Origin of the sequence: Crocosphaera watsonii WH 8501 (assembly GCF_000167195.1) — a bacterium.
Classification (GTDB): domain Bacteria; phylum Cyanobacteriota; class Cyanobacteriia; order Cyanobacteriales; family Microcystaceae; genus Crocosphaera; species Crocosphaera watsonii.
In genome coordinates, this window is sequence record NZ_AADV02000028.1 from 18,392 (window position 1) to 31,590 (window position 13,199).

Annotated in this window: 12 protein-coding genes; 7 read left to right on the forward strand and 5 right to left on the reverse strand. The window is 36.1% G+C overall.

Annotated elements, in window-relative coordinates; all coding sequences use genetic code 11:
• Positions 1–41: 41 nt before the first annotated feature.
• Positions 42–551: a hypothetical protein gene (locus CWATDRAFT_RS15705; protein ID WP_007305942.1), complete on the reverse strand. Its 510-nt coding sequence runs from the start codon at positions 549–551 to the stop codon at positions 42–44.
• Between the two features lie 142 nt (positions 552–693).
• Here CWATDRAFT_RS15705 and CWATDRAFT_RS15710 point away from each other — a divergent pair.
• Positions 694–1,516 (forward strand): IS5 family transposase gene (locus CWATDRAFT_RS15710; protein ID WP_085961753.1). Its coding sequence is split into 2 segments (ribosomal slippage): positions 694–753 and positions 755–1,516, totalling 822 coding nucleotides; the frame shifts between segments, so codons are not numbered across the junction.
• Positions 1,517–1,694: 178 nt separating this feature from the next.
• Here the strand turns inward: CWATDRAFT_RS15710 and CWATDRAFT_RS15715 are convergent.
• From CWATDRAFT_RS15715 to CWATDRAFT_RS15730, 4 genes are all read right to left on the reverse strand, one after another.
• Positions 1,695–2,084: a hypothetical protein gene (locus tag CWATDRAFT_RS15715; protein WP_007305941.1), complete on the reverse strand. Its 390-nt coding sequence runs from the start codon at positions 2,082–2,084 to the stop codon at positions 1,695–1,697.
• Between the two features lie 162 nt (positions 2,085–2,246).
• Positions 2,247–3,806, reverse strand: a complete 1,560-nt coding sequence (locus tag CWATDRAFT_RS15720) for a CPBP family intramembrane glutamic endopeptidase (protein ID WP_007305940.1) — start codon at positions 3,804–3,806, stop codon at positions 2,247–2,249.
• A gap of 23 nt (positions 3,807–3,829) precedes the next feature.
• Positions 3,830–5,473 (reverse strand): ArnT family glycosyltransferase, encoded by a 1,644-nt coding sequence (locus CWATDRAFT_RS15725; protein ID WP_007305939.1) that lies wholly within the window; start codon positions 5,471–5,473, stop codon positions 3,830–3,832.
• A gap of 5 nt (positions 5,474–5,478) precedes the next feature.
• Positions 5,479–7,062, reverse strand: coding sequence for a hypothetical protein (locus CWATDRAFT_RS15730; RefSeq protein ID WP_007305938.1), 1,584 nt, complete (start codon positions 7,060–7,062; stop codon positions 5,479–5,481).
• 122 nt (positions 7,063–7,184) lie between these two features.
• On the opposite strand from CWATDRAFT_RS15730, the gene CWATDRAFT_RS15735 reads away from it, so the two are divergent.
• The 6 genes from CWATDRAFT_RS15735 (at position 7,185) to CWATDRAFT_RS41030 (ending at position 13,057) form a co-directional block, all read left to right on the forward strand.
• On the forward strand, positions 7,185–8,528 hold the full coding sequence (locus tag CWATDRAFT_RS15735; protein WP_007305933.1) for a histidine phosphatase family protein: 1,344 nt from the start codon (positions 7,185–7,187) through the stop codon (positions 8,526–8,528).
• Positions 8,529–9,126: 598 nt separating this feature from the next.
• Positions 9,127–11,076 (forward strand): transglycosylase domain-containing protein, encoded by a 1,950-nt coding sequence (locus CWATDRAFT_RS15740; RefSeq protein ID WP_007305934.1) that lies wholly within the window; start codon positions 9,127–9,129, stop codon positions 11,074–11,076.
• A gap of 3 nt (positions 11,077–11,079) precedes the next feature.
• Positions 11,080–12,012: a bestrophin family protein gene (locus CWATDRAFT_RS15745; protein ID WP_007305935.1), complete on the forward strand. Its 933-nt coding sequence runs from the start codon at positions 11,080–11,082 to the stop codon at positions 12,010–12,012.
• Positions 12,013–12,034: 22 nt separating this feature from the next.
• The gene (locus tag CWATDRAFT_RS15750) at positions 12,035–12,556 is read left to right on the forward strand and encodes a hypothetical protein (protein ID WP_007305936.1); all 522 of its coding nucleotides are present in this window, start codon (positions 12,035–12,037) and stop codon (positions 12,554–12,556) included.
• Between the two features lie 112 nt (positions 12,557–12,668).
• Positions 12,669–12,887, forward strand: a complete 219-nt coding sequence (locus tag CWATDRAFT_RS41025) for a transporter substrate-binding domain-containing protein (RefSeq protein WP_007305937.1) — start codon at positions 12,669–12,671, stop codon at positions 12,885–12,887.
• 47 nt (positions 12,888–12,934) lie between these two features.
• Positions 12,935–13,057 (forward strand): transporter substrate-binding domain-containing protein, encoded by a 123-nt coding sequence (locus CWATDRAFT_RS41030; protein WP_268742317.1) that lies wholly within the window; start codon positions 12,935–12,937, stop codon positions 13,055–13,057.
• The last annotated feature ends 142 nt before the right edge of the window (positions 13,058–13,199 follow it).

The window sequence follows — 13,199 nt, forward strand, 5'->3', positions numbered from 1 at the left end:
GATAATGAGTCCATTATCTCTACCTAGTTAATAACCTATATTTAATCGATCCATTCAGGAACACGAACCCTAAGATTTCCATCAGAATCAAAGTAAACCTCACCTCCTAGAGCTTGAATTTGTGCTAATACTTGCTCAATCATTTCTTGGCTATTAGCATTACTTAAAATCTGGGACCAAGCTCCAATTTGGGCAGCGCGACTGTCGGGATTTTCTTCTAAAAATTTAACCGTTTGTCGTCTTCTTTGAGCTACAGCTTTACTATTAAATCGATCATTTTCAGGATAAGTATCAGCCCAGTTAGCAGCCATGGTATTTGAGTTTTTTGCTGCTTCTACATCCCCTAAAAAAAGTAATTCATCTACACCTTTATAAATCCATAAATAATAAGGAGGATATACAGGAGATGTTACCTTAGGTGGTGTATGCTTTAAACTTTCTTCTAAGAATTCGACACTTTTATGAGGTAAACCTGCGAAAAGAGAAGTGGATACCGCTATTCTCAAGACCTCTTGCAAAAGTTTTTCGTGGTATAATAAAAGATTATTCATTTTTTGCATAGCCACCATTGGTAAAGCGATCGCACTCTCATAGTGGCGATCGCCTGAACCCCAAAAATCAATTAAGTTTTAAAACAAGAATCGTTGTATAATTATTAAAGATAACTATTCAGCTAATAAAATTGATTTGATAATGAAATATTGGCAAGTTAAAAAGTTAAAAGAGACCGAATTCAAGCGTTTGACAGGAGTAAAAAAAAACTTTCAGAGTGATGGTTCGCACTGTCAAAGCTTATCTAAAAAGAAAAAAGAAACCCGGACGTAAACCAAAATTAATAGTTGAAGACCACATTCTCATAATGCTTGAGTATTTAAGAGAATATAGGACTTATTACCATATTAGTCTAACGTGGAAAATGTCCGAATCTAACGTTTGTCGCATTGTCCATAAAATCGAAAATATATTAATAAAATCTCGTCAATTTCGACTACCTGGAAAGAAAGAATTATGGAAAACGAATTATCAAGAGGAAATGGTAGTAATGGATGTCATGGAAAGTCAAATTGAAAGGCCGAAAAAACGACAAAAACAGTTTTATAGTGGAAAACAAAGAGAACATACTTTAAAAACACAAATAGTCATTCAACAGAAAACTGGTCAAATTGTATGCCTAGTCAACGGAAAAGGAAAAACTCATGATTTTAAACTATTTAAAAACAGTGGGGTCAAATTTGGGACATCAATAAAAGTTCTTGCTGATGAAGGCTATCAAGGAATAGGAAAAATTCATCAATTAAGTGAAACCCCCATCAAGAAAAAGAAAGGGAAGAAGTTAAGCCAAGAGGAGAAAAAATATAATCGGCAACTAAATCGATTAAGAATCACAGTCGAACATATAAATCGTAGCTTAAAAATCTTTAAAATCCTTTCTTATCCTTATCGAAATCGTGGTAAGAGATTCGGATTAAGAGCCAACTTAATAGCTGGACTTCATAACTACGATTTGGCTAATTAATTTGTAAAAAAAATCTATTTAATCTCTAGTGGTTTGAGCTTTTTATCATTAGCTTAACTGTTTTAAGCAGCCTATTTTTAATGATTTTGTGTAGAAGCGATCGCTTTTATCTCAATTATTCAAAAATTATCAGATATTTTGTACATCTGAACAAGTTAAATTGGCAAAAAAATAGCCTTTAATTATAGCATAAAATATTTTTGCAAGAGGTTTTCAGATTAGCATCAACAAAACGGGGATCGTTGTCCACCACTAATTGAAAATAATCGGGACTTAGGGGATATCCAGTGTATTGACGTGCTTCCCCATCGCCAAAATATTGAACAAACTTTAAGTAAAACCAATCTGCTAGTAAGTTACCATATCCTAAACTCGGTAAACTTTTGTAAACGTTTAACTGTATTTGTTCTAGTTGTTGTTGTTTCTCATATTCCTTTGGGGTTAAGGCTTTTTTTTCAGGAGAAATTAGAGATTTTTGTAGCCAAATTACCCCGGTTAAGCTGAGGGCAATAATAGCTATGGTTCCTATCATTTTTCCTAACTGTTGTTGTGGTAATGTGCTATTCATTGATGATTTAAGGGACTATTTTCTTGAGGTCATACTATTTATATTATTCCCTTAAATCCCTGTTTTGTTATCATTGCTCAATATTTTGTTAATATAAATTTTCTAAACTAGGGGTTAACGCCTGTTAAACCCCTACAAAGTCCACATCCATAGTTAAATTTGTTAATTTCCTCCACTCCCTAATAAGAAAAGACTGATTAAAGTGCCACTATTCCAAAGACTGTGTAATAGCATGGAAGAAAGAAGATTACGAGAGCGTGTGTAAACAATTCCTAAAACCATCCCTAAAACGGTTAAAGGAAGCACCTCTGAAAGATTAAGATGAGCAACGGCAAAAATTAAACTACTGATTGCAATGGCTCCCCATAGGGGAAAATACCGAGTTAAAGAAGGTAATAAAAAGCCACGAAACATAATTTCTTCGTAAAAAGGGGCTGCGATCGCTGCTGTGAAATAAAAGATGGCTAAAACCACTATATCTTGTCCTTCTAGTGCGAGGGAAAGTAAGGGGTTACTTCCCCCTTGCCCATCCCAAATATTTTGGTTGATTAATGAAATAATAACCACTAAAGGTAAAGCTACTAAATAGCCTCCTACTCCCCAAATAATCCAGTTACTTGACCAACTAAAATTAAACCAATCTTTCGGTAAGGGAAAAAAGGATTTAATGGATAAATATAGCACCCCTATTCCTCCTAGAGATAGGGCAACATAGGTTCCTAGTATATAAAATGCTGTTCCTCGCAAGCCTAATGCGGTTAAATTAAGACTGAGAAAACTAGCCAAAATAGGGATGATTATTTGCCCAAAAAAGAGAAATCCAACTACTAAAACTTGCCAAGGAATTTCTATGGTCCAGGGAGTTTCCCACTTAAATCTTTCATCTATCACTAAAATAGCTGATTCTTTTTTAATGCCTAATTGAATTAAACAAAATATAATAATCGCCACTCCTATTAATCCACCTACCGCAGGAATCATAGCAATAACAGTTAGCTTAATAATAGCTTGCTTAGCTACTTCTTGTTGGCTTTTTTGTAATTTAATTAAATCATCTTGTCTTTCTTGAATTTGATAAAGTTTGTTAAGGTAGTAATAGCGAAACCATCCCTTTAATTCTTGTTTGATGATTTTTTCTGATTCTACTAAAATAGGCTCGTTATTATCAGATAAATGACTTATGGTATTTGCTATCTTTTTTAAAGAAGGTGAAAAAGATGATGCTTGTAGTTCATTTAATATTTCTAAACTTTCGATTGTGTTTCCTTGTGCAACTTCTAAGACTCCTATGTTGAGTGTTATTTTGTCTATTTCTTCCTGCTGTTTATTAATTTCTATTTCTAGTTTATTTTGTTCATTATTTTCTGAAAAAATAGGCAGAATCTTATTACTATCTGCTTGGTTAAGCTCATTTTTTGGCTCATTAAATAGTTTTAGACTATTTTCTAAACGGTTTAAATTTTTCTCAGAGATTTGACGCGCATCTTGATATTGTTTCAATGCTGCTTCGTAAGGATTTTTTCCTAATACTGATTCACGAATTTGGTCAAATTCACTAAGATTTTCAGAAGAAGATTCTGCCGCTTGTAATACTAAGTTGGTTTGATAAAGTTGTAGATTTGATTGTACTTGGGGCTGATTTATACTAGCAATTAACGATAAAATGACAGGTATAAGTGAAACGATAGTTAAAACAATTAATATTGCTCTTTTAGTTGTCATTAAACTCTCTCTAAGTATTTTGACTACTGATTATTTGTAGAAATCAAAATAAATTCCTTGACCTCTCCTAGTATTTTAACATCGGTTAACTTTAAATTGTCAAAAGTTTCCTGATCCAATAACAAATAAGATCCAGTTGAAGCAAGTTTTTCTAATGTTGCGTTATTCTCAGCTAGTATCTGGCGATGGCTATAAAAATCTAAACTAGGACGACTATACTCAAATGAGGTATAAATAATAGTTTTTGGAGGAGTATTTTCTTTAATGAGGTTGGCAACAGGTTTAACGGCAAATGCTTCGTTTAGCTCCCATACCCAAACACTGGATGTTATCAATAATATTAGGCTACTGTATAAACCAATCACAAGAATATTAATAAAATTAGGAGAATTCTGTTTTAGTTTTTGACTGGTTAAGAAAAAGGTAATAAAAAGAAGACAGGCCATAATAACAAGTATTATTTCTTGTGTATCTTTCCATAAATAAATGCCACCAGCTACAATCATAATACTTAGAGAGAAGAAACAGAATGTATATAGTTTAGGATATTGTTTGTCTCCTCCATATAAATAACTTAAATAATAGCCAACAGCTAAAGCAAAAAAAGGATAGATAGGCATAATATACCAAGGAAGTTTAGTACCCATAATAGTGATAATTCCTAAAAATAGAAAAAACCCGACTAAGACTAATTTACCCCAACTTTTCTGCCGTTTTTTCCATGCTAAAAATAAGCCATTGGGTAAAAATAGTAACCAAGGTAAACTATATTTAATTAATTCTACAATATAATACCAAGGGGAACCACTATTTCCCTCAACAGCAGTAGATAAACGGTCAAAATTTTGTTGTAAAAAATGAACTTGTATAAACTGTTCACCATAATACTTTATTTGTAGATAATACCAGATTATTACAGGTAAAAATCCTAACAACAAACCTATCCATAGGAAGTAATTATTAAGCAAACTTTTGTCACTATTTTTTAAAGCAATTAAAATAGGTTTAAATATAGCTTTTAATCCGAGTAGTTGTGTTATCTTTGTCAAGAGAATTTTAAAAGCCTCTTGTTCCCTATCCCAAAGTATATAAACCCCTAAAATACCTCCTAAAGCTAAAGCTAAAATTCCTTTACTTAAAGCAATTAATCCTATCCCAAAACCAAACCCTATGGCCCATAATGGTTGTTTTTTTGACTTGAGTAAAGATAAGATAGCAAAGATAAAAAATGTGTTTATAATACCATCTATCATGGCTAAGCGGCCATGACGTACCATAGGTAATAAAGTTAGGTAAACTAAACTACTAAAAATTGCTGGCTCTTGCTTTAAAAATAAATTTCTTCCGACTAAATATAATAAAGGAACTCCAAAAGAAGTGATTAAAGCACAGAGAAAACGGGTAGTAAATTCATTGATACCTGCTAAATTATAACTTATATTTATCAACCAAATAATCAAAGGAGGTTTTAATAAAAAAGGCTGATCTGAGTATGTTAAATAAAGCCAGTTTCCTGATTGAAACATATCTTGCGCTACAGTAGCATAGTATCCTTCATCCCAGTCTCTTAAAGGAAGATTACCTAAATTCAAAAGCCATAACAGTAGGGCTAATATTAATAGAAATACGAACCAGAAACTATCACTTTTTATGTTTGTTATCTTCATATTTATTAACTTAAACTAGGTACTGATTTTACTAAATAAAGATAATACTTTTCATTATAGATAAAAGATTTGGTGAACTTTTCGATAAATTCAATGTCTAAATTAGGCGATCGCTCCATAAACTCTCTATTCATAATTAACAAAATATCTTGATTTTCCTCAGCTATAATGTTAATCATTTGCTTCATGATATCGCCATCATTTACGATTTTTCGTTCATTATTGAAAAGAACATAACTGCCCAATTTTTGACTTTCAGGATAGTATATTTTCTGATTTAGATAACCACTAATGGGGGCAATAGTAAAATCTTCGCTACCCATGATAAGATGATTTGATAACTCATTATCTTTAATAAAGTTTGCCGTTACTTGACTACTGGAATAAGGGGTGATTAAATCACGACTAAAAGCAACAATACCAGCAATAAGCTGTAACCATAATATCATTAACAATAAAGATTTTTTATTGTGATAAACAAAATTGTAACCATTTAAAGTTATTTTTGATAGTCGATGATTAATCCTATCTATAAACTTAATAATAATTGGAGAATTATCATAATAATGAGCTAGCCATAAAGCAGCAATAAGGATTATATATAAATGTCCATAGTGTCTTTGAGAACCCAAAAATTTAGCATAAGTAAAAGCAAGAATTTCTAAATTTACCGCAATATAAAATAGTAAAGCTATAGGTTTTTTGAGCAATATTAGTAGAGAAAAGGTAAATAAACCAAGAGATAAAAACGAAAAAATAAATAAATCTATTGGTTTAGAATCACTGGGAATAATTACTAAAACGTAACTACGCCAAATTCTCGTAATTGTTTGAGTCAAACGATTAAAATCAAACTGAAAAAACCACTGACTTGCTCCTCCTTGTAAGGTACTATCAGCAGGAGGTAATAACATAAATACTGATATAAATATTCCCAAGAAAAAGATGAGTGAAGCACCAAGAATATTATATTTATTTGCCTTGGTTTGATAGTGAAAATAACCTCTAAAAATATATTCAATAGTTAAAGTAAATCCTAATGCTAAGGATATAAGTAAACAATAAGCATTTGTATTAGCCATAATAGCTAAGATCAATGCTAAAGGAAGATAAGAGTTATGGCGAGTTTTAAAACAGGCACAAAAAATAAAAATTGATAAAACACCAATACCATAATTACGACTAATTACAGAATATTCATACAAAGGTAAATAACCAAAAATAAATAATATTTTCTGTGTTTTAGTGAAGGGAGAAAAAATAACAAAAATAGAGACACTGGCAATAGCAATAAACCAATGAAAAAACTGCATAGCTAGAGGATTACCTGTTATTTGATTTAAAAACCATAAACAAACGTACCAAATAAGAGGATGCCCTTCGTACTTAATATTATCAAAAAAATTAATAAAAGAATAACTATCCCTAGCAATTAACCAACCATTTAGCTCATCACGCCACATGGCATGGTTCAGTATACCAATCAAGGTTATGACGGCAAAAATAATTATTAAAACTATTTCAAAAACGTTATTTTTATGATATGATTTATCATAGAGTTCAGATAAGTTTTTTTGCTTTAAAATCATAGATTATGAAAAGACTTGAGAAAATATTGATAAGAAATCTGACAAATAGCAAAATAAGTTGAGGATAAAGTGGCAAGAACCTGTAATCTAGAAAATGATAATTTTGAGAGAGGATAGGAAGATTGACTACTCGCGTTATTATAGTGCGTCATGGACAAAGCAGCTACAATGCTCAAAAATTAATTCAAGGGCGTAATGATGAATCTGTGCTAACAGAAAAAGGTCGCCAAGACGCTGAAAAAGTCGGTAATACCTTAAGTTCTTTAGCCATTGATGCTATTTATTGTAGTCCTTTGCAACGGGCAAAAACCACCGCAGAAATTATCCAAAACTGTTTCCAAGAACCTCCCAGTTTATCCCCTGATGAACAACTAAGAGAAGTAGACCTTCCTTTGTGGGAAAAGTTGCATAAAGACGAAGTTGCCCAGAAATTTTCCGAAGACTATAAATGCTGGAAACAACGTCCCCATGAATTTAAAATGGTCTTATCCACTCCTGAAGGACAAAAAGAGCATTTTCCCGTACTTTCTCTTTACGAACAAGCAAAAGAATTTTGGCAAAAATTACTTAAGGAGCATAAAAACAAGACTATTTTAATTGTGGCTCATAATGGAATAAATCGCTGTTTAATCATGAGTGCGATCGGCGTTCCTCCCTCCCATTATCACCATATACAGCAGTCAAATTGTTGTATTAATATCTTGAATTTTACAGGAAGTTGGGGAGAAACAGTGCAACTAGAATCCCTAAACCAAACCTCTCATTTAGGCATCCCTATTCCTCCGCCTCGTTCCCAAGATAATGTCTTAAGATTACTATTTATTCGTCACGGAGAAACCCAATGGAACCGTGAATCTAGATTCCAAGGAATTCGGGATATTCCCCTGAATGAAAACGGGAAAAAACAAGGACAAAAAGCTGCCGATTTTCTCAAAGAAATTAACATCAATTTTGGTGTAAGTAGTCCTTTATTACGACCCAAAGAAACCGCCGAAATTATCCTACAATATCATTCCGATATTACCCTAGATCTGCGCCAACCCCTAGAAGAAATTTGTCATGGACTCTGGGAAGGGAAACTAGAAAGCGAGATCGAAGCGGACTTTCCTGGGATGCTACAACAGTGGAAAGATGCTCCAGAAACCGTACAAATGCCAGAAGGAGAAACCTTACAACAGGTTTGGGATCGTGCCGTTGCTTGTTGGCAAGACATTGTTAAAGATTATAGCCAAGATGGCAACCCCAAAACTGGCATTGTTGTCGCCCACGATGCCATTAATAAAGCGATTTTATGTCAACTATTGGGACTGCAACCGGCTAATTTTTGGAATATTAAACAGGGTAATGGCTGTGTTAGCGTCATTGACTATCCTAAAGGAGTGGATGGACATCCCGTACTGCAAGCCATCAATATTACCACCCATTTAGGGGGAGTTCTTGATAAAACGGCAGCCGGAGCCTTGTAATACTGGGAGATAGGGAGACTGGGAGAGGGGGAGACTGGGGGACTGGGGGACTGGGAGACTCGGGGACTGGGAGACTGGGGGACTGGGAGATAGGGAAGCAGAATATTAATATTGTTTTTAGTCTTCCCTGTTGCTGAGCTTGTCGAAGTACACTTCCCAGCCTTCCCACACTCCTTATTTAATCAACTTTTCAAGCTTATCCGAACAGTATTGAGCGAGAGGGGGAGATTTTCGAGAAATGATCTCTATATTTTCACCCCGTCACCCGGTCACCCCGTCACCCCGTCACCCCATCACCCTCCCCCCAGGGCAATCGCATTAAAATCTGAGATGCGTGATCCAGTAAAGATTTTAGAGTTTCAGTACAAATGAACGGCGATCGCGAAACCTCTTATGCAGTCAGCTTTTCAAAAATTAAATGCGATTGCCCTGACCCTCCCCCCATTTCCCAAAAAAAATCGCCATAATGAACTTAAGGGATTGACTCTGAGCAAAATTCTAGTAAGCTACTATATCAATACACAAAAAAACCATAAACTTGTAAATCCCTGTTTATATTTATCTATACTGTACTTTCGGAGTGAGGAAATTAAACATCGTGTCGTCTAGCACTATTAGACAGCAACAAAACTCTAAGAACTCCCCTAATAACGACCCTTCGTTTATTAAGGGAGTTCTTCGCACTGCTGGAGGGACAGCCCTGGGGATGAGTCTCTTAGCAAGTTCCGTCGTCGCCGGAGGGCTAGTGGGTTTAGCCATAAGCTTCCGTAAACTTCCTGATGTCCGGAGCCTTAATAACTATTCCCCATCAGAAACCAGTTACGTCTACGATATCAAAGGAAGGCTCCTAACTCGACTACACGGAGAAGCCAACCGAGAAGCAGTAACACTGGACAAAATTTCCCCTGAGTTGAAACGGGCTGTCTTAGCCATTGAAGACAGCCATTTTTATTTGCACCAAGGCATTAACCCCAACAGTATCGGACGGGCTTTGTGGGTTAACTGGAAAAGTGGGGGTGTGGTAGAAGGGGCTTCAACCATCACCATGCAGTTAGTGAAAAATATTTTTCTAACTAAGGATCGAACCTTTACCCGTAAACTCTCAGAAGCTGTTCTCGCCGTTCGTGTCGAACAAGTCTTTGAAAAAGACAAAATTATGGAAATGTACCTCAATAACATCTATTGGGGTCACAATAACTACGGGGTTGAAACCGCAGCCCAAAGTTACTTCTATAAATCAGCCTCCGAATTAACGCTACCCGAAGCCGCCATGATGGCCGGGTTAATACAGGCTCCTGAAACCTATAGTCCTTTTAACAACTACGCCAACGCTAAACAACGTCAGAAGGTAGTTCTTGACCGTATGGCCGATGTAGGTTGGATCACCCCAGAAGAAGCCCAAGCAGCCCATAAAGCGCCTTTAGAGGTGGGAAAACCTACTTCCTGGCAAGCTAGTAAACTACCCTACGTCACCGATACGGTGAAGCAAGAGTTACAAGAAACCTTCAGCAAAGAGGTGATCACTAAAGGAGGAATGCGTATTCAAACCTCCGTAGATTACTTCATGCAGCAAAGAGCAGAAGAAACCGTTAAAAAAGGGTATAAGCAACTAAGGGGTCGAGGTTTAAGGACCAAAGATTTACAGATTGCTCTAGTGGCTGTTGATCCCCGAACCCACTTTATCAAAGCCATTGTTGGGGGAGTAGATTACGAAAAAAGTCAATTAAACCGCGCTACTCAGTCCCTTCGTCAACCCGGTTCTTCTTTTAAACCCTTTGTTTACTACGCCGCCTTTGCCAGTGGCAAATATGGCCCCGGTTCCGTGGTTAACGATAGCCCTGTCAGTTATCGTGACGGTAGCGGTGGTAGCGGTGTCTATAGCCCCAGAAACTACGGGGGAGGCTTTGCCGGTCCTGTGACCATCCAATCTGCTTTGATTAGTTCTCGTAACGTCCCGGCGGTGGTTATTGGGCAAAAAATCGGCGTTAGCAAGGTGATTGAAGTCTGTCGTCGTTTGGGTATAAATAGTCCCATGCAACCAGTAATATCTCTTCCTTTGGGTGCTGGTGACATGACTCCTCTAGAAATGGCCAACGCCTACGCTACCTTTGCCAGCAACGGTTGGTATTCTGAGCCGACTATTATTGTCCGCATTACAGACAGTCGGGGCAATGTTTTAAGAGATAATACCCCAAAACCTCAATTAGTGCTTGATCCTTGGTCAACCGCTTCCTTAACCACCGTCTTACGAGGGGTGATCACCAGTGGAACCGGACGGGCTGCTGACATTGGCCGTCCCGCAGCTGGTAAAACTGGAACCACAGATAATGAACGAAATGTCTGGTTTGTGGGTTATGTTCCCCAGTTATCTACGGCTGTATGGATCGGAGATGACGCTAACCGCCCTCTGGGTGCAAGAACCACAGGGGGGGGTCATGCTGCACCGATATGGCGTAGTTTTATGAGCGAAGTCCTGAAAAATCAACCGGTTCTACAATTCCATGCTGCGTCTAAGTTCCCTCGTCCCAAGGTTAAAGAAAAAAAATAGGCAATGAACAGGGGAAAATTATTACCAAACTCTAATCACCGCCCCTGGTTTCGTTTCATCTGGCAATGGCAAGGTTCCGTTATCCCCGCCATTTTGCCCAGAGTTTCAGCCTGCGCTTTTTTTGCTCTTGGTGTTACCTGTTTGTATTATTTTGGGATTAATGTCGCTTTGCCCTTAAAAAGTGGCTTGGTTCCTAGTATTGTTTTGGGGTTACTGTTAGTATTTCGTACTAATACTGCCTACGAAAGATATTGGGAAGGGCGAAAACTTTGGGGAACTTTAATTAACACGGTTCGTAATTTATCCCGTACTATTTGGGTGATAATTAAGGAAAATGATAGTAGCGATCGCACAGAAAAAATCACCACTCTCAAACTATTAATTGCTTTTGCGATCGCCACTAAATTACAATTACGTTCTGAACCAGTTAATGAGGAACTAGAGCGATTTTTACCTCAAGAGGGGTACAATAAATTATGCACCATGAGTCATCCTCCCTTAGAGATCGCTTTCTGGATTGGTGATTATTTACAGCAACAATATGAAAAACAAGCTATCGATTCTTATCAACTCACTGCCATGTTTAAATTATTAGATACTATGGTAGATGTTTTAGGAGCTTGTGAGAGAATCCTTAAAAACCCCATCCCTTTAGCTTATACCATCCATTTGAAACAGTTAGTTTTACTTTATTGTTTAACATTACCGTTTCAATTTGTGGATGAGTTGGGATGGATGACAGCACCCATTGTTGCCTTAATTAGCTTTACTATACTAGGCATAGAAGCCATTGGCATAGAAATTGAAGATCCCTTCGGTTACGATGCCAACGATCTACCGTTGGATCAGATTTGTTATACTATGGATAGAAATATAGAAGACTTAATTACCCTAGACCCTTCTGTTAGCTATTTCCAAGAAAATCAACCTCAATAATTATAAAAGATTACAAACTAAAATGAATTGGCATATTCCTAAGGATCTCACCTTTGAAGACGCATTACAGTTAACCAGAACCCTCACCGAAGCAATGGTTAACAAAAAATTAAAAGACTCTGAAATTGAAGAAATAGTCACTACCCTAGTCAATAGCGAAAATGGTGCTAGAGGATTTTTTGTTGTTTATTTAACCAGTGATCTCCCTTTGGCAGATAATCCCAGTGAAGGGGTTGTTAATGCTTTGAAAACATCCCCAGAAATTGTTAGTGAACTATTAGTAAAAAATCTGGCTATGTCTTCAGCTATGTCCGTCACCCATCGTCGAAATAACGATGAGAATATGGCTAAAAGTTCTGAAAAAGTTGCCGTAAGAAATGGCAATTTAATTAAGCTAACTGACTTGGAATTAAGTTCCCAAAAATTAGCAGCATTAACGCAAACTATTATTAATAATAGTGGCATCTATCAAGCATTTTTAGATAAATGGGAATACGACGAAGAACAAAAACAAACTATTCAGAAGTATATAGAAAGTATCTAATTGAAAAACAGTTTAATTTTGTTAATTTCACTTTAGACCTAAAAATAATGAGAGGAACTTTATAACAATTAATCTGTCTAGGGTGTTATATATATAGTTAAATAATGATGAGATGAAAAGTAAAGCTTCAATTTCTGTCCTGATAACTCTGATTTTATGTTGTTTTTTTCCCCGTTTTGTCTTAGCTGAAACCGTCTTAGAGAAAATAAAAAGGACAGGAGAGTTAAACGCAGGAGTCAGAAAAGATGCTATTCCTTTTTGTTATGTGAATAACAAAGGAAAATGGACAGGATACTCTGTTGATCTCATCTATTTAATTCATAAAAGTTAATTCATAAAAGACTGGAAAAAGAACTCAATCAACCCATAAAATTAAACTTGAGAGAAGGGACTATTGACAGTCGTTTTCGTATTGTCCAACGGGGAGATGTGGATATTATGTGTGGTGCCACAACTATCACCCAAACTCGTTCAACAAGAGTTGATTTTCTCACGGGGTGACAAGTAGGTTGAAAAGTAAGTCCAGAGAGGTTTTTCTCTGTTACCCGACCCTAAACAATTGTCGGCAACCAGAGAGCTTATTGAGAATGAACGATAATGATAATCATTTGCAAATGGGGGGGGAAGACGTGGCAAATGCCAC

Excerpts from the sequence above, each read along its gene's own strand:
- CWATDRAFT_RS41025 (WP_007305937.1), top strand. The coding sequence starts at position 12,669 with ATGAAAAGTAAAGCTTCAATTTCTGTCCTGATAACTCTGATTTTATGT.
- CWATDRAFT_RS15720 (WP_007305940.1), bottom strand. The coding sequence starts at position 3,806 with ATGACAACTAAAAGAGCAATATTAATTGTTTTAACTATCGTTTCACTT.
- CWATDRAFT_RS15745 (WP_007305935.1), top strand. The coding sequence starts at position 11,080 with ATGAACAGGGGAAAATTATTACCAAACTCTAATCACCGCCCCTGGTTT.
- CWATDRAFT_RS15705 (WP_007305942.1), bottom strand. The coding sequence starts at position 551 with ATGAATAATCTTTTATTATACCACGAAAAACTTTTGCAAGAGGTCTTG.
- CWATDRAFT_RS15730 (WP_007305938.1), bottom strand. The coding sequence starts at position 7,062 with ATGATTTTAAAGCAAAAAAACTTATCTGAACTCTATGATAAATCATAT.
- CWATDRAFT_RS15715 (WP_007305941.1), bottom strand. The coding sequence starts at position 2,084 with ATGAATAGCACATTACCACAACAACAGTTAGGAAAAATGATAGGAACC.
- CWATDRAFT_RS15725 (WP_007305939.1), bottom strand. The coding sequence starts at position 5,473 with ATGAAGATAACAAACATAAAAAGTGATAGTTTCTGGTTCGTATTTCTA.
- CWATDRAFT_RS15750 (WP_007305936.1), top strand. The coding sequence starts at position 12,035 with ATGAATTGGCATATTCCTAAGGATCTCACCTTTGAAGACGCATTACAG.